Source organism: Olleya aquimaris (genome assembly GCF_003259525.1).
Lineage (GTDB): Bacteria > Bacteroidota > Bacteroidia > Flavobacteriales > Flavobacteriaceae > Olleya > Olleya aquimaris.
The window spans coordinates 40,535-57,950 of sequence record NZ_QLLO01000004.1 but is presented as its reverse complement, the minus strand read 5'-3'; the positions used below and the strand labels follow the sequence as shown (position 1 = coordinate 57,950).

The following is a 17,416-nucleotide window of genomic DNA, read 5'->3' as shown; positions in this document are numbered from 1 at the left end:
TAAAAGCCAATTGGATTTATTTCAATTGGCTTTTTTTACTTTTGTAGGATAATAAAAAACTATTGAAAACATTACAAAACAATAATACAGTATTAACTATTGGTACTTTTGATGGCGTACATATTGGACATCAAAAAATTATTAATCGTTTAGTTGATGTAGCTAAATCAAGAAATTTAGAACCTACATTACTAACTTTTTTTCCACATCCAAGAATGGTGTTACAAAAAGACGCTAACATCAAACTTATAAATACTATCAATGAAAAAGAACAGCTTTTAAAGCGTTTTGGCATTACAAACCTTGTCGTTAAAAAATTTACAAAAGAGTTTTCTAGACTGACAGCAGAACAATTTGTTAAAGATATTTTAGTTAACCAATTAAAATCTAAATATGTTATTATTGGTTATGACCATCATTTTGGAAGAAACAGAAATGCAAATATCGACGACTTAAAACAATTTGGAGAACAATTCAATTTTGAAGTAGAAGAAATATCTATGCAAGATATAAATGATGTTGCCATTAGCTCTACTAAAATTAGACACGCATTACTAGAAGGTGATATTAAAACAGTAAACACGTATTTAGGCTACCATTTTATGCTTACCGGAAACATTGTTAAAGGTAAAGGAATAGGTAGAACTATAAACTACCCTACAGCTAATTTACTGGTTGAGGAAGACTATAAACTAATACCTAAAAAAGGGGTTTACGTGGTACAAGCTAAAATAGATGATACTTTAGAATTTGGGATGATGAATATTGGAACAAACCCAACAGTTAATGGAGTAAACCAAAGTATCGAAATTCATTTTTTTAATTTAAATAAGTCGCTTTATAATAAAAATTTAAGTGTAGAATTATTACATAGATTAAGAGACGAACAAAAATTTGAAAATCTTGATCAGCTTAAATCACAGTTAGATTTGGATAAAACAAAAGCTGAAGAGTTTTTAAAAACCTATGCTAAATAAATTTCTATTTAAACATATAGACAATAGTGCATTAATAGTTTTCAGGATTATTTTTGGATTATTATGTTTTTTAGAATCTGTTGGTGCAATTTTTACAGGTTGGGTTAAATACACCTTAATTGACCCAAAATTTACATTTAATTTTATAGGCTTTGACTTTTTACAACCATTACCTGGTCATTGGATGTATGTTTATTATGCCATAATGGGTTGTTTTGGCTTATTAATTATGTTAGGCTATAAGTATAGACTTAGCATGATTGCATTTACATTAATGTGGACAGCTACTTATTTAATGCAAAAAGCATCTTATAATAACCATTACTACTTATTGTGTTTGTTAAGCGGTATAATGATATTTCTACCTGCTAATAAGTACGCTTCTCTAGATGTTAAACTTAACCCAAGTATTAAACAAATAAGTATGCCTAATTGGTGCAAATGGATATTTGTTATTCAATTATTAATCTTATACACTTACGCCTCAATAGCAAAATGGTATCCTGATTGGATCGATTTGACCGTTCCAACTCAATTAATGAAAAACAAAATTAACTACCCTATAATTGGAGAAGCCTTACAACATCCATTTATTCCGGCTTTAGTTGGTTATGGAGGGATTTTATACGATGGTTTAATTATCCCGTTTTTATTATATAAACCCACCAGGAAATTAGCCTTTTTTGGGTCCATATTTTTTCATTTGTTTAACTCAATAGTATTTGGAGTTGGGATTTTTCCATATTTAGCTTTAGGTTTTAGTGTGTTTTTCTTTTCTCCTAAAACCATCAGAAATATTTTTTTAAAACAAAAACCATTTTACCAAGAGCATAAAGTAATTGTGCCTAATTACAAACCTGCACTTGTTGGGATTGCATCTGTTTATTTTATCGTTCAATTAATACTTCCTATTCGTCATCATTTTTTAAAAGATAATGTGTTATGGACCGAAGAAGGTCATCGCTTATCTTGGAGGATGATGCTTAGGTCAAAAAATGGGTTTGCCTTATATAAAGTCGTTGATAAACACACCAACAAAGCAACCACAATAAATTTAGACCATTACTTATCTAAAAAACAAAAGCGATTAGTAACAACAAAACCTGATGCAATTTGGCAATTTGCACAACGCTTAAAACAAGAATTTTTGTCCAATGGTCAGGACGTATCTGTGTTTGTAGATTGTAAAGTTAGTGTAAATGGCAGACCATTTGTTAGGCTTGTTGATCTTAATACAGATTTAGCTTCAGTACAATGGGAACCTTTTAAACATAGTGATTGGTTGTTACCATCTCAATTAGATAAATAATTTATTTTTAGCTACACAAAATCTTACTACTTTTACAACTTATAATTTGAAGTTACACTTTGCGTTAAGGATTGAGCAATTGTTGAAGCTCCTCGAAGAGAGCGACTTGCGAAAGCCTGACCACGCCTTAAAGCGTGGTAACGCCCAAAATAAAAAACATGTTACAAGTACCATTTATTAGAGAAAACAAAGACTTAGTAATCAATAGGTTGGCTGTAAGAAACATTGACGCTAGCGCTATGATTGAAGAGGTGTTACACTTAGATGAAGAGCGACGTGCTTTACAAACTAAATTAGATGCTGTTTTGGCAGAGTCCAACACAATCTCTAAAGAAATTGGTATTTTATTTAAATCTGGTCAAGCCGAAAAAGCTAACGCTTTAAAAGCTAAAACTGGAGATTTAAAAGAAGAATCTAAAACTTTAAGCGAGCAGTTAAATACGACTGCTGAAGCTTTAAATCAATTACTATACAAAATTCCTAATGTACCGCATCCATCAGTCCCTAAGGGTAATACAGAGGAAGATAATGAGGAAGTTTACAAAAAAGGTGACATCCCTAAACTGTTTGATGGTGCTTTACCACATTGGGAACTAGCCAAAAAATATGATATCATAGATTTTGAATTAGGTAATAAAATTACAGGTGCTGGATTTCCAGTGTATAAAGGTAAAGGCGCACGATTACAGCGTGCTTTAATCTCTTATTTTTTAGATAAAAATACTGCAGCTGGATATACCGAGTACCAATTACCGCATTTAGTAAATGAAGCATCTGGTTTTGGTACTGGACAATTGCCAGATAAAGAAGGGCAAATGTACCATGTAACAGAGGATAATTTATATCTAATCCCAACTGCTGAAGTACCAGGAACCAATATTTTTAGAGATGTGTTACTTAACGATAGTGATTTACCAATAGGAATAACTGGTTATACGCCTTGTTTTAGACGTGAAGCAGGTAGTTATGGTGCACATGTGCGCGGATTAAACCGTTTACATCAATTTGATAAAGTAGAAATTTTACGAGTAGAACATCCTGACAACTCTTACCAAGCGTTAGATACAATGGTAGACCATGTTAAAGATATACTTAACGAGCTTAAATTACCATATAGAATTTTAAGGTTATGTGGTGGCGACATAGGTTTTACTTCTGCTTTAACGTATGACTTTGAAGTATTCTCTACTGCGCAAGACCGTTGGTTAGAAATCTCAAGTGTCTCTAATTTTGAAACCTTTCAGGCAAACCGATTAAAATTACGTTTTAAAAATAGTGAGGGTAAAAACGAACTAGCTCATACGTTAAACGGTAGCTCTTTAGCCTTACCTAGAGTGTTAGCTGGTATTTTAGAAAATTACCAAACTGAAGAGGGTATTAAAATACCAGAAGTGTTAGTACCTTATACAGGTTTTAATATTATTTATTAGTAGTATTTATCTTACATTTATAGCTAAAATCATCGACAAAGTGTTAATAAACACGTTGTTTAGCAAATTTTTATCGATTTTGTTTTGTGGTTTACCAAAAAAAACTTTTATTTGGTGTACCAACAAACCTACTTATAAATGAAAATTGTAGCAAGACTCTTGCTTTTTGTGGTTCTTTTAGTTGTAATGGTAAAAGTTTTAGATACTAATTCTAACCAAGACAACGTTAATAAAACAACAATAGCGCAAGTAAAACAGTAATATATTTGAATTATATCGATAAGCCCCAATCAAGTAATTGAATCTTATATTAAATATATATGATTAATAGCACTTTTATTTAGATTGGCTCAATGCCCGAACGCTGTTCGGGCATTTTTTTTGCATAATATTTACATTTACTAGCAATTGGATTTGTTATATTTACAATTATGATGTTTAAACGGTTTTTAATACTAATATGTATCACTTTTTCTTATGCGCTTAACGCTCAAGAAGATTTAGTTGCACGCGAATATTTTAATAGTGGCGAATTTGAAAAAGCGTTAAGTAGCTATAAAAAACTGTATAGTAAAAACACAAAAAATAATAACTACCTCTTAAAAATTGTAAAAATTGAACAACAATTAGAATTATTTAAAGATGCTGAAGTAAGACTTTTAGAAGCTATCCAAAAAAGAGCTGCTCCAGATTTATTGGTAGAATTAGGTTATAATTATCAGTTGCAAAAGGATACAATTAACGCTAATAATTATTACAATCAAGCTATAACAACATTAGATGATAATGCTAATAATGCCTATCGCGTTGGTCGTACTTTTGAAAACTTATCTCTTTTAGACCAAGCCATTACTACTTATAATAAAGCTATGGAGCTAAAACCTATCCTTAACTTTAGTATGCAATTGGCACGTATTTATGGAGAGCAAGGTGAGATTGAAAAAATGTTTAGTAGTTATATAGATTTTGCAGAGGCTAATCCAAATTACATAGACTCGATAAAAAGATATGTTAGTGACTTTATTTCTGAGGATAATACAAATGAAAACAACATCTTTCTTAGAAAAATATTGCTTAAAAAAATACAGCAATCACCAAACCTCATGTGGAACGAGATGCTAAGCTGGTTATTTATTCAACAAAAAGAGTTTAATAAAGCATTTGCTCAAGAAAAAGCCATTTATAAACGTGAATTAGAAAGTTTGGATCGAATCATAGAGTTAGGTTTAATTGCTGAAAACCAAAAACAATATGAAGAGGCGTTATCTATATTCAATTTTATAATTGAAACCACACAAGACATTGATACCAAATTAACAGGTCATTTAAAAGTGTTGCAAATAAAAACAAAAATTGGTTTACCTGAAACCTATCAAGACATTAAGACCGATTATGTTTCCATTTTTGAAACTTATGGTAAAACTCCTCAAACTTTAGATTTACAAGTTAACTACGCTCATTTTTTAGCGTTCTATCTTGATAACTCTACTGAAGCTATTGCTTTACTAAAAGACACATTAACCTATAATATTCCTGAAAGAGAATTAGCCATAGTAAAATTAGAATTAGGTGACATTTTAGTGTTAGAAGAAAAATTTAATCAAGCTTTAATTTATTACACACAAATAGAGCGTAACCTTAAAAATAGTACACTGGCTCAAGAAGCTAGATTTAGAGTAGCAAAAACAAGTTATTATAAAGGCGATTTTAAATGGGCAGAATCCCAATTAAAAATTTTAAAATCGTCAACCTCTCAACTAACAGCAAATGATGCTTTAGATTTAAAATTATTAATTAGCGACAACAGAGCTGAGGACTCGTTACAACGTGCCTTAAAAAAATATGCTAAAGCAGATTTGTTAGCTTTTCAAAACAAAAATAATGATGCTATTAAAATTTTAGACCAAATTTTAGAAGACCATAAAACCGAAGTCATTATACCACAAGCCTTATTAAAACAAGCTTTGTTGTTTGAAAAATTACAAGATTTTGAAAAAGCTAAAAACAATTACCAGCGTATTATTAAAGATTTTAAAGACAGTATTTTAATGGATAATGCTTTATATAATTTAGCAGAGCTTTTTGTCAATCAACTTGCACAACCCGAAGAGGCTAAAAAATTATACGAAACCCTATTATTTAATCATTCAGATAGCATTTTTGCTGTAGAGGCACGTAAAAAATTTAGAGCTCTACGTGGTGACGCCTTAAACTAACAATAATGGTAGTTGCAGAAACAGAACGACTTATAATTGCTAAATTTACTTTAGAGGATGCTCCTTTTTTTATCGAATTGGTTAATACTCCAAAATTTAAAAAATACATAGGTGATCGTAAAGTAAAAACTGTAGAGCAAGCCCAAGAACGTATTACCAATGGGCATTTAAAAAATTACACAGAACTAGGTTATGGTTTTTATAAACTATTATTAAAGGCTGAAAACAATAAACCAATAGGCACAAATGGGTTGACAAAACGCGACACTTTAGAACTACCTGATATAGGTTTCGCAATGTTACCAGAATATGAAAACAAAGGATTTGGTTTCGAGTCTTCAAAAGCTATTTTAAAACTAGCTAAAAACACCTTTAAACTTAAAAAAATTGGCGCCATAACATTAGAACATAACGTCAATTCAATAAAACTATTAGAAAAATTAGGCTTATCCTATGAAAAAAAGGTAAAACCCTTTGAGGACGATGCAGAACTTCTGTTATTTGCAAAAAACTTATAACAATGTACATATATAATGTAACAGTAAATATAGACGACAGTGTTCATGACGAGTGGCTCTTATGGATAAAAGAGCATATTCCACAAGTATTAGCAACTGGAAAATTTGAAAAAGCAACTCTTACAAGGGTATTGGTTGAAGAAGACATGGGTGGACAAACCTACTCTATTCAATATAAATCCTATTCGCGTGAAGCATTAGATGCCTATTATAAAGAAGATGCAGACGCATTAAGAATTGAAGGATTGAAAAAATTTGCAGATAAAATGTTAGCTTTCAGAACAGAGCTTCAGATTATAGATGAGTATAATGTAGAGTTTAAATAATTCAGCTTAAGCTGAAAAAAAACCATGTCATGTCACACCATAAAGGAAATAATCATCAAGTAAAAGCTAAAAAATTCTTAGGGCAACACTTTTTAGAAGACGAGAGTATTGCACAAGATATTGCAGACGCATTGACATTAAATGGTTATAAAAATGTCTTAGAAATTGGTCCAGGAATGGGTGTTTTGACAAAATACCTACTTAAAAAACCAATAACCACCTATGTTATCGAGATTGATACAGAAAGTGTAGACTATCTAAAAAACAACTACCTTAATCTTGCACCTAGAATTATTGAAGAAGATTTTTTAAAGTACGATCTAAGCCAAACATTTAAAGACGAGCCTTTTGCAATAATTGGTAATTTCCCATATAACATTTCAACTCAAATAGTATTTAAAACCCTAGAGTTACGAGATCAAATTCCCGAATTTTCCGGAATGTTTCAAAAGGAAGTTGCACAACGTATTTGCTCTAAGGAAGGATCAAAAGTTTACGGTATATTGTCTGTATTAACCCAAGCGTTTTATGAAGCTGAGTATTTATTTACAGTACCTCCAACAGTATTTAATCCGCCACCAAAGGTAGAATCTGGTGTGTTACGTTTAATTAGAAAAGAAAACTACAATTTACCCTGTGATGAAAAACTGTTTTTTAAAGTAGTTAAGGCAGCTTTTCAACAACGCAGAAAAACCATGCGTAACAGTTTAAAAACATTTGATTTGTCTGATAATTTAAAAGCAAATGTTATATTTGACAAACGACCAGAACAAATAAGTGTCGCTCAATTTTTAGAGCTAACAAGCTTAATAGAAAACGACAAATAGACCACAAGTGGAGGACAACCAAAACATACAATTCCAACTTACTGATGCACTTATAGAGCAAGTAGAATTATTTATCGAACTAAAAAACGATAAGGCACTTCGACAGCTTTTAGAAGAGTTTCATTACGCAGATATTGCAGAAATTCTTGATGAAGTGGATTTGGAAGATGCAATGTATGTCATTAAACTTCTAGATTCTGAAACTACATCTGATGTCCTTATGGAATTAGATGAGGATAATCGTGAAAAAGTCCTTAAAAACCTTTCTGCTAAAGAGATTGCAGAAGAAATTGAAGAATTAGATACCGATGATGCTGCAGACATTATTGCAGAATTACCAGAAAACCGTCAAGCAGAAGTAATTTCAAAAATTGAGGATGAAGACCACAAAGCTGAAATTAAAGAACTGCTTGCGTATGATGAAGATACAGCTGGTGGTTTAATGGCTAAAGAGCTTGTCAAAGTTTATGAAACTTGGACTGTTGCTGGTTGCCTAAGACGTATAAGAGGTCAAGCACAAAATGTAAGTCGCGTACACTCTATTTATGTAGTTGACAAAGAAGAAAAACTAGTTGGACGCCTCTCTTTAAAAGATTTAATTACCGCAAAAAGCGAACAAAAAATAGCAGAACTTTCCAATAGCAACGTAGATTATGTTTATGTTGAAGAAGATGTTGAAGACGTCGCTAAAATTATGCAAAAGTATGACCTAGAAGCCATACCAGTTGTAGATCAAGACAAAACATTACTGGGTCGTATTACTATTGATGATATCGTAGATGTTATTCGTGAAGAAGCAGATAAAGATTACCAACTTGCTGCTGGTATATCTCAAGATGTAGAAGCAGATGATAGTATTTTGCAACTTACCAAAGCCCGATTACCTTGGCTTGTCCTTGGTCTTTTTGGTGGATTAGGAAGTGTGTTTATCATGAAAGGGTTTGAGGATATTATGGCAACTGTCCCAAATTTATTTTTTTACACACCACTTATTGCTGCTATGGCTGGTAATGTTGGTGTACAATCTAGCGCTATTATTGTACAAGGGTTAGCAAACGACAATGTAAAAGGAAGTCTGTTTAACAGATTAATAAAAGAAGTAGGATTAAGCCTAATTAATGGGTTTGCACTAGCACTTTTAGTTATCCTTTTTGGTTATTTTATTGGTCAAGACACTACAGAAAGTGTCGCTATTGCAGTATCAATGATGTCTGTCATAGTAGTCGCTGCATTAGTTGGTACGTTCGTGCCAATAATCTTGGATAAAAGAGGTATCGATCCAGCAATCGCAACAGGTCCTTTTATTACCACAAGTAATGATATATTGGGGATTTACTTATTCTTTATAATCGCTGGTCAAATTATTGGTTTCTAATTTGGATTGAGTTAAAATTCCGTATTTTTATTCAATGCAGACAATAAATATAAATCAGAAATTCTCAAAATTCCCTCAACATTGGCAACCACATCAAATAGCTATTGTGGATGATATGCAAATTCTTTTAGCTAAGTTAAAAGGTGATTTTGTATGGCATAGTCATGAAAATGAAGATGAGCTGTTTCAAGTAGTAAAAGGCACTCTTTACATGCAATTTAGAGATCGCACAGAAGTTGTAAATGAAGGCGAAATAATTGTTGTACCAAAAGGTGTGGAACATAATCCTTGCACTAAAAACGAAGAGGAAGTGCATGTTTTATTGTTTGAAAAACTTACAACAGCACATACTGGACAAGTACAACACGAAAAAACCCAAACCCATTATCCTAAAATTTAAAAAGTCTTACTTTTAATAGTTTTTAGTTGAGCTCATGAAAATACTTCACTTAGATACCAATCACCCACTTTTAATTAATCAATTAAATGATTTAGGTTTTGAAAACCATGAGGATTATTCTAGCTCTAAAACAGAAATTCAAAAAAAAATACATAACTACGATGGATTTATTATAAGAAGTCGTTTTAAAATAGACTCAGATTTTTTAGCCTCAGCAACTAATTTAAAATTTATAGGTCGTGTTGGTGCAGGATTAGAAAATATAGATTGTGACTATGCAGAACGCAAAGGAATAACTTTAATTGCTGCACCAGAAGGTAATCGAAATGCTGTAGGAGAACATAGCTTAGCAATGCTTCTGTCTTTATTTAATAAATTAAACAAAGCAGATGCAGAAGTAAGACAAGGTAAATGGTTACGCGAGGATAATCGTGGGCTAGAGTTAGATGGTAAAACTATTGGTTTAATAGGTTATGGAAATATGGGTAAAGCTTTTGCTAAAAAGCTTCGTGGGTTTGATGTCAATGTGTTATGTTATGATATTAAACCAAATGTTTCAGATGACAATGCCAAACAGGTTAGCTTGGTAGAACTACAAGAAAAAGCTGAAGTTTTAAGTCTTCATACGCCAGAAACACCTTCAACCATTAATATGGTTAACTCAGATTTTATTAATGGATTTAAAAACCCGTTTTGGTTAATTAACACTGCCAGAGGAAAAAGTGTCGTAACTACAGACTTGGTTTCTGCATTACAAACAGGACAAATTTTAGGTGCTGGATTAGATGTTTTAGAATACGAAAAAGGGTCGTTTGAAGATTTATTCACAAATCAAAACCTACCAGAAGCGTTTCAGTATTTAATATCTGCTAAGAATGTTTTACTTACTCCTCATGTTGCTGGTTGGACCATTGAAAGTAAAGAAAAATTAGCACAAACCATAGTTGACAAGATAAAAGCAAAATTTTGTTAGCTTTATAACATTAAAACTAACACTTATGCAATACAAAGCCAACACACCAGAAGATTACATTAAACAAGTCCCTGAAGAACGAAAAGAGGTTTTACAAACCCTTAGAAAAACTATAAAAGACAACTTACCAGAAGGGTTCCAAGAATGTATTCAGTATGGTATGATTGGATATGTGGTACCACATAGCATTTATCCAGATGGTTACCATTGCGACCCTAAAATACCATTACCTTTTATGAGTTTTGCCTCACAAAAAAACTCAATTAACCTATATCATAGTGGTATTTATGCAGATCCTAAAATTTATAAATGGTTTGTGGAAGAATATCCAAAACACTGTAAAACAAAACTAGATATGGGGAAAAGTTGTGTTAGATTTAAAAAAATAGATCAAATCCCAATGGAATTGATTGCTAAATTATGTCAAAAAATGTCAGTTCAAGATTGGATAAATAAATATGAAGCTGCTTTAAAAAAGAAATAAAATGAAAAAACGTGTAACAGGTATTGGTGGCTTATTTTTTAAAACTAAAGATCCTAAAGCCTCTAAAGATTGGTATAAAAAACATCTTGGTTTTAACACAGACGATTATGGCTGTACTTTTTGGTGGAAAGATAAAGAGGGTAACGATTGTTCTACCCAATGGAGTCCATTTAAAGACGATACTAAATATTTTGAGCCTTCAAAAAAGGAGTTTATGTTTAATTATCGTGTCGAAAATTTAAAAGAATTGATAGCCACTTTAAAAGAAGAAGGGGTTACAGTTGTTGGAGAAATTGAAGAATATGACTACGGAAAATTTGGGTGGATTTTAGATAATGATGGTAATAAAATAGAATTATGGGAACCAGTAGACAAAGCGTTTTTATAACAAGTATTTAAAAATTGTAATATATTAGCAATCAAAAATTTAACACCTAAAAACATGTCTGAAGAAAACAAAAACTTAGAAAACGAAGCAGAAGAAACTATCAATAATATTGAAGAAACAGTTAATGATACTACAGAGGACGTTAAAGAAACTTCCAACGAAGCTTTTGAAGATGCAAAAGCAAAAACAGAAGCTGTTTTAGATAAAGCTGAGGATAAATTTGAAAACATTAAAGCTGAAGCTAAAGACACCTACCAAAAGGCTAAAACTAAAGCAACAGAGTTTATTAACGAAGATGCTAAAGAATTTATAGACGACGCTAAAGAAAAGGCATCTAAACTAGCAAAAGAAGCTGGAGAAAAATTTGATGAATATTCTGAAGACGCCAAAGAAACCTACGAAAAAGCCAAAGAGAAAGCGTCTAAATTTATAAATGAAGATGCTAAAGAGATGTTAGGTGATGCTAAAGAAAAAGCTAGCAAATTTGCTGATGAAGCTGGAGATAAATTAGAAGATTTAGCTGAAGACGCAAAAGAAGTTATTGAAGAAACCACCAAAAAAACTAAAAACTTTTTCCAAAGATTATTTGGTAAATAGTTATAGTAAAACAAATTTTAAAACCAAAATCTTTCATGATTTTGGTTTTTTACTTATTTTTATCATTGTGATATTGCAATATCACAATTACTCTATTTATATTAAACTATACTTCTATGGGATTTTCAAAAAAACAACTGTTTAACTCGACTCAAAATCAAGTAGCAAATTATACTAAAGTATTAGGTCATCCAGCAAGAGTTGCTATGATACAACACATTAGCGAACACAAGAATTGTAATTGTAACGAGTTGGTAAAAAGCACTGGTTTATCACAACCAACCATATCTCAGCATCTAGTTGAAATACGAAAGATTGGTTTATTAAAGCAAAAAGTTAAGGGTAAAAATCTATTTTATACTATAGACTCTGATCAACTTAATGAATGTAGACGCGTGGTTAATGACTTTTTTGTTAAAACACAAGTTAATTGTAGTAAGTAAGATTTTCAGTGACTTAAGACTCATTATTTTGTTCAGTCACCTTGCGTTCTAACTCAGCTTGAAACTCTTCCATAACAGGTCTCACGGTGCTTTCTGGTAGATCTGCAATTTTTATATACATCAACCCATCAACCGCATTATTAAATAATGGATCAACATTAAAAGCTACTAAACGTGCATTTTGTTTGATGTATTTTTTAAGTAATACAGGCAGTCTTAATGCTCCTGGCTCGATTTCGTCTATAATCTTATCAAATTTATTTAAATCGGCTTCTGTAGCGTCAAACACAAAATCTTTATCGGCATCCTTAAGTTTTACTTTAAATTCCTTTTTAGGATGTACATATTGTGCAACGTATGGATCGTAATAATGAGATTTCATAAACTCGATCATTAACGATTTTGAAAATTCTGAAAACTGGTTACTAATACTTACACCTCCAATTAAGTACTTATGCTCTGGGTGACGTAAGGTGGTATGTACAATCCCTTTCCATAGTAAAAATAAAGGCATTGGTTTTTGTTGGTATTCTTTAATAATAAAAGCACGTCCCATTTCTATAGACTCGCTCATCATTTTATACAATTCTGGCTCAAACCCAAATAAATCTTGAAGATAAAAACCATTTATTCCATGATTGGCAAATATTTGAGAGCCTAATCCCATCCTATACGCACCAGCAATAACTTTAGCTTCGTTATCCCATAAAAATAGATGGTGGTAATACTTATCAAATTGATCTAAATCTATAGACTCGTTGGTCCCTTCTCCTACTTCTCTAAAAGTAATTTCTCTTAAACGTCCAATTTCTCTTAGTAAATTAGGCATGTCTTCAGCTTTAGCTAAAAAGACTTCGTAATTTTTACTAGTTAATAATTTACAATCTTTAGTCCTAAGCACGTCCACTTCGTTAATCATAGCATCTTGACTAACAGGAGTAACAATTTGTTTTGGAGCTTTAGTCGATTTCGGGACTTTTAAACTTGAAGATATGGTATCTATAATTTTTTCTTTAGGTTCAAACGCATTGGATAACATGTAAGTTTTTTTTCTGATAAATTCAGAAAAATCAGAAAGTGACTCATGTTCTGCTTGATCTGCTACATTTATAGGTTTTCCAATTCTAACCTTAATTACTCTTCGTTTTTGTGTTAATAACTCAGATGGTAATTTAGCAGTTCTAAACGTATCGTTAATTTTGGATAATTTATAAAATAGCTTACTATTTTTTGCATGAAAATAAATAGGAACCACTGGTACATTTGCTTTTTGCACTAATTTCATTGCAGCTTCTTCCCAAGGTCTATCAACCATTAACTTACCATCTTTATAAGTAGACACCTCTCCTGCTGGAAAAATACCTAATGGACGACCAGCTCTTAAATGTGAGATAGCGCTTTTAAATCCTGCTACACTAGACTTAACATCCTTCCTGTCTTCAAAAGGGTTTACTGGCATAATGTAAGGTTTCATTGGTTCTATACGATGCAGTAAAAAGTTAGCGATAATTTTAAAATCTTCGCGCTGCTCTAACATTAATTTTAAAAGTAAAATCCCGTCTATTCCTCCTAATGGATGATTTGATACTGTAATATAAGCTCCTTCTTTTGGTAATCGTTTTAAATCCTCTTCTGGAATTTCAAATTTAATTTGAAACTCGTCTAAAATTCCATTTAAAAACTCTAAATCTTTTAAATGTTTATTACGATTGTATATTTTATTTAAGGTAGAAATTTTTAAAACTTTCATCAGTAACCAACCAACAAAAGTGCCTAAAAACCCATATTTATCAAGTTTTATAGCTTTGGAAACTTCTTTTGCTGTGACTAATCCCATTTAATTATTATCATAGTTAGTGGATACAAATGTAATCAATAGATTTATTTTGTTACTATTTGTAATGTTTCTTGAAATATTTGCTTTAATAACACTGTTTTTCCGGCTTCTAAATCTGTAATTGCTTTTTGATTATAGTGTCGTATGGTATATAATGACACATTATCATTACAGGTTACTTTAAACTTAGCTTTTAAATGTAGTAATAATGGTTCTAAATTGTTATAATTATTATCAAAACAAACAGAAAAACTAATGGCAGAATTCTGTATAACATCAACTTTCATTTTATATTTAGATAATAAATTAAATATTTCACTAATATTGTCTTCGACGATATAAGAAAAGTCAAGTGTTGACAATGACACTAAAACCTGATTTTTTTTAACAATAAAACAAGGCACTTTTGGCTGAATTCCATGAGTTTTATTAACTACAGTACCATGTTCTGTTGGGTTTAAAAACGACTTAACATATAACGGAATTTCTTTGCGCTGTAAAGGTTGTAATGTTTTTGGATGAATGACAGAAGCGCCATAAAACGCCAACTCAATCGCTTCGGTATAAGAAATAGAGTTTAGTAATTGTGCGTTTTTAAAATATCTTGGATCGGCATTTAGCACTCCAGGTACATCTTTCCAGATGGTTATACTGTTTGCATTTAAACAATAACCTAAAATAGCAGCTGTATAATCGCTTCCTTCGCGACCTAAAGTAGTTGTAAAATTATTTTTATCACTTCCTAAAAAACCTTGTGTAATATAAAGTGTTTGAGAATTTATATTTTTTGTAATTAATGCTTGGGTGTGCTCCCAATTTACATTGGCACGTCTGTAATAATCATCTGTTTTAATTAATTGTCTAACATCAATCCATTGATTATCAAACCCTTTAATGGCTAAATATTGACTTATTATTGTAGTGGATAGCAGCTCGCCATATCCAATGACTTGGTCATAAACAAAATTATAATCTGGAGATTTATTAGTTTTTAAAAAGGCTTTTAATTCTTCAAAAAAAGCATTAGTAACCTTAAATACTGGATGGTTCTCGTTTTCAAAAAGCTCTAAAATTATAGTGTTATGATAATTAATTACGTCCTGAATTGCAGACTGTAATTCTTTTTTATTATCAAAATAATGACCAACAACTACCTCTAAAGCATTTGTAGTTTTACCCATTGCCGACACAACTATCATTGTGTTATTATAACCTACTTGCTCTAAAACAGAAATTAGATTTTTAACACCTTTGGCATCTTTAACAGAAGCACCACCAAATTTAAATACTCTCATTTATAAGTTTTGGATGTAATTTTGTATTTGTGTTTCATTCATTTGTACCAAATACCAATCTTTTAATAAAGTAGCACCTTTACTTTCGTAAAATTTTATAGCTGGTTCATTCCAATCTAAAACTTCCCAACAAATGCGTTTTACACCTAAACTATAACCGTATTTGATAACTTCATCTAGAAGCATTGTTCCAAGACCTTGACCTCTAAACTCTTCATTAACTATTAAATCTTCTAAATGAACTGTTTTTCCTTTCCATGTAGAAAAACGAAGATAAACTAAAGCTATTGCTACAATCTCTTCATTATTTTCTGCAACAAAACAAGTATAAAGTGGATGTTGTCCAAAACCATGTTCTAACAAATCTTGTTCCGTTACAATAACTGCATCTGGTTCTTTTTCAAAAGCAGCTAGTTTTTTTATTAAATTAAGTATTGCCGAAACATCATTTTTTTCAGCAAAACGGATAGTAAACTTCATGATTCAATAATTTAATCAAATATAGTTTAAGAATTTTTACCAAACCAAAATATAACAAACTTCAACGTTATAATTGTTAAAAAATGCGATATTTGTACCAAATAGCACAACTACTACCTATGTCTAAAAAAAATCAAACTTTAGGAGAATTTATAATAGAAAATCAAGCCTATTTTAAATATACTTCTGGAGAATTATCTCGATTAATAAACTCTATTCGACTTGCAGCTAAAGTTGTAAATCACGAAGTAAACAAAGCTGGCTTAGTCGACATTATTGGAGCAGCTGGCGATACAAATATCCAAGGAGAAGACCAGCAAAAGCTGGATGTTTATGCCAATGATAAATTTATCCAAACGTTGACCAATCGTAATATTGTTTGCGGTATTGCAAGTGAAGAAGAAGATGATTTTATAAGTATAAATAGTCAGGATGATAACAATCAAAACAAGTATATTGTATTAATAGACCCATTAGATGGTTCGTCAAACATTGATGTAAATGTTTCTGTAGGTACTATTTTTTCTGTTTACAGACGTGTTACACCTGTTGGTACACCTGTAACTATTGAAGATTTCTTGCAACCAGGTAATCAACAAGTTGCAGCAGGATATGTGGTATATGGCACATCTACAATGTTAGTATACACCACAGGTCATGGTGTAAATGGGTTTACTTTAAATCCTGCTATTGGAACCTTTTATTTATCGCATCCAGATATGCAATTTCCAGAAAATGGTAATATATATTCTGTAAACGAAGGTAATTATATCCATTTCCCAAAAGGAGTAAAAAATTACATAAAATACTGCCAAATGGAAGAAGGTGACAGACCATACACCTCAAGATATATTGGGTCTTTAGTTTCTGATTTTCACAGAAATATGATAAAAGGCGGCATTTACATGTATCCAAAAAGCTCTAAAAAAGAGGAAGGAAAATTAAGATTATTATACGAATGTAACCCTATGGCGTTTTTAGCAGAGCAAGCCAATGGTAAAGCTAGTGACGGTTTTAAAAGAATACTTGACATACAACCTACAGAATTGCATCAACGTGTACCTTTTTTCTGTGGAAGTAAAAATATGGTGCTTAAAGCCGAAGAATTTATGCAAAACACCGATTAAATAACGTTATGTCTATTTTTTTGCTATTTTTGAAAATAAATTATCCTACATGGCAAAAGCAAATAAAACTAACGAGGAATCTACGCAAAATACAGCGGAAGCAGCATCTAAAATTGATGCGATAAAGCAGCTTATTTTTGGTGAAAATATGCAAGCTTACGATAGTGAGTTTGAAACACTAAAAAAAGACATTCTTGCAAAAAAACAAGAACTAGAAGCTCTTGTAGACGAAGTCAAGTCTGAATTACTTCAAAATATCGACAATTTAAGTACTGATATCAATATTAGAATAACTGAATTAGAAAACACTTTTGAGGATAAAGCTGAAGCTTTAGACAACAAAAAAGTAGACCGTAAACTTCTAGGTGATCTCTTAACAAAATTGGGCGAAAAAATAAGTCAGTAATAACTTGA

At 31.4% G+C, this 17,416-nt stretch carries 19 protein-coding genes; 16 read left to right on the top strand and 3 right to left on the bottom strand.

Features of this window, described 5'->3' with window-relative positions; translation table 11 throughout:
- Positions 1-62 precede the first annotated feature (62 nt).
- From LY08_RS06700 to LY08_RS06635, 14 genes are all read left to right on the top strand, one after another.
- The gene (locus LY08_RS06700; protein WP_111659678.1) at positions 63-977 is read left to right on the top strand and encodes a bifunctional riboflavin kinase/FAD synthetase; all 915 of its coding nucleotides are present in this window, start codon (positions 63-65) and stop codon (positions 975-977) included.
- Positions 967-2,286 carry an HTTM domain-containing protein gene (locus tag LY08_RS06695; protein ID WP_111659677.1) on the top strand — a complete coding sequence of 440 codons (1,320 nt, stop codon included), beginning with the start codon at positions 967-969 and terminating at the stop codon, positions 2,284-2,286. The genes LY08_RS06700 and LY08_RS06695 overlap by 11 nt, the downstream gene beginning before the upstream one ends.
- A gap of 158 nt (positions 2,287-2,444) precedes the next feature.
- The gene (gene serS / locus LY08_RS06690) at positions 2,445-3,716 is read left to right on the top strand and encodes a serine--tRNA ligase (protein WP_111659676.1); all 1,272 of its coding nucleotides are present in this window, start codon (positions 2,445-2,447) and stop codon (positions 3,714-3,716) included.
- Positions 3,717-4,147: 431 nt separating this feature from the next.
- On the top strand, positions 4,148-5,932 hold the full coding sequence (locus tag LY08_RS06685; protein ID WP_245907563.1) for a tetratricopeptide repeat protein: 1,785 nt from the start codon (positions 4,148-4,150) through the stop codon (positions 5,930-5,932).
- Between the two features lie 5 nt (positions 5,933-5,937).
- Complete coding sequence (locus LY08_RS06680; protein WP_111659675.1) at positions 5,938-6,450, top strand: GNAT family N-acetyltransferase; 513 nt, start codon at positions 5,938-5,940, stop codon at positions 6,448-6,450.
- A gap of 2 nt (positions 6,451-6,452) precedes the next feature.
- Positions 6,453-6,776, top strand: coding sequence for a DUF4286 family protein (locus LY08_RS06675; RefSeq protein WP_111659674.1), 324 nt, complete (start codon positions 6,453-6,455; stop codon positions 6,774-6,776).
- A 29-nt stretch (positions 6,777-6,805) separates the two neighbouring features.
- Positions 6,806-7,603 (top strand): 16S rRNA (adenine(1518)-N(6)/adenine(1519)-N(6))-dimethyltransferase RsmA, encoded by a 798-nt coding sequence (gene rsmA, locus LY08_RS06670; protein ID WP_111659673.1) that lies wholly within the window; start codon positions 6,806-6,808, stop codon positions 7,601-7,603.
- 25 nt (positions 7,604-7,628) lie between these two features.
- A complete protein-coding gene (mgtE, locus tag LY08_RS06665) occupies positions 7,629-8,978 on the top strand; it encodes a magnesium transporter (protein ID WP_111659902.1) in 1,350 nt (449 codons plus the stop codon).
- A gap of 34 nt (positions 8,979-9,012) precedes the next feature.
- A complete protein-coding gene (locus LY08_RS06660) occupies positions 9,013-9,378 on the top strand; it encodes a cupin domain-containing protein (protein ID WP_111659672.1) in 366 nt (121 codons plus the stop codon).
- Between the two features lie 34 nt (positions 9,379-9,412).
- Positions 9,413-10,351 (top strand): 2-hydroxyacid dehydrogenase, encoded by a 939-nt coding sequence (locus LY08_RS06655; RefSeq protein ID WP_111659671.1) that lies wholly within the window; start codon positions 9,413-9,415, stop codon positions 10,349-10,351.
- 25 nt (positions 10,352-10,376) lie between these two features.
- Positions 10,377-10,835, top strand: coding sequence for a DUF1801 domain-containing protein (locus tag LY08_RS06650; RefSeq protein ID WP_111659670.1), 459 nt, complete (start codon positions 10,377-10,379; stop codon positions 10,833-10,835).
- Between the two features lies 1 nt (position 10,836).
- Positions 10,837-11,223 carry a VOC family protein gene (locus LY08_RS06645; protein ID WP_111659669.1) on the top strand — a complete coding sequence of 129 codons (387 nt, stop codon included), beginning with the start codon at positions 10,837-10,839 and terminating at the stop codon, positions 11,221-11,223.
- A gap of 54 nt (positions 11,224-11,277) precedes the next feature.
- The gene (locus tag LY08_RS06640; protein ID WP_111659668.1) at positions 11,278-11,820 is read left to right on the top strand and encodes a hypothetical protein; all 543 of its coding nucleotides are present in this window, start codon (positions 11,278-11,280) and stop codon (positions 11,818-11,820) included.
- Positions 11,821-11,936: 116 nt separating this feature from the next.
- Positions 11,937-12,263, top strand: coding sequence for an ArsR/SmtB family transcription factor (locus LY08_RS06635; protein ID WP_111659667.1), 327 nt, complete (start codon positions 11,937-11,939; stop codon positions 12,261-12,263).
- A 13-nt stretch (positions 12,264-12,276) separates the two neighbouring features.
- Here the strand turns inward: LY08_RS06635 and LY08_RS06630 are convergent, their stop codons facing one another.
- The 3 genes from LY08_RS06630 to LY08_RS06620 are packed head-to-tail and all read right to left on the bottom strand — an operon-like array spanning position 12,277 to position 15,875.
- Entirely contained in the window at positions 12,277-14,100 is a 1,824-nt protein-coding gene (locus LY08_RS06630) for a GNAT family N-acyltransferase (RefSeq protein WP_111659666.1), read from the bottom strand.
- 44 nt (positions 14,101-14,144) lie between these two features.
- Entirely contained in the window at positions 14,145-15,395 is a 1,251-nt protein-coding gene (locus tag LY08_RS06625) for an aspartate kinase (RefSeq protein ID WP_111659665.1), read from the bottom strand.
- Positions 15,396-15,875 (bottom strand): GNAT family N-acetyltransferase, encoded by a 480-nt coding sequence (locus LY08_RS06620; protein WP_111659664.1) that lies wholly within the window; start codon positions 15,873-15,875, stop codon positions 15,396-15,398.
- A 119-nt stretch (positions 15,876-15,994) separates the two neighbouring features.
- Here LY08_RS06620 and fbp point away from each other — a divergent pair, with 119 nt between their 5' ends.
- Positions 15,995-17,002 (top strand): class 1 fructose-bisphosphatase, encoded by a 1,008-nt coding sequence (gene fbp, locus LY08_RS06615; RefSeq protein WP_111659663.1) that lies wholly within the window; start codon positions 15,995-15,997, stop codon positions 17,000-17,002.
- A 49-nt stretch (positions 17,003-17,051) separates the two neighbouring features.
- Complete coding sequence (locus LY08_RS06610) at positions 17,052-17,408, top strand: fructose 1,6-bisphosphatase (RefSeq protein WP_111659662.1); 357 nt, start codon at positions 17,052-17,054, stop codon at positions 17,406-17,408.
- Positions 17,409-17,416: the final 8 nt, after the last annotated feature.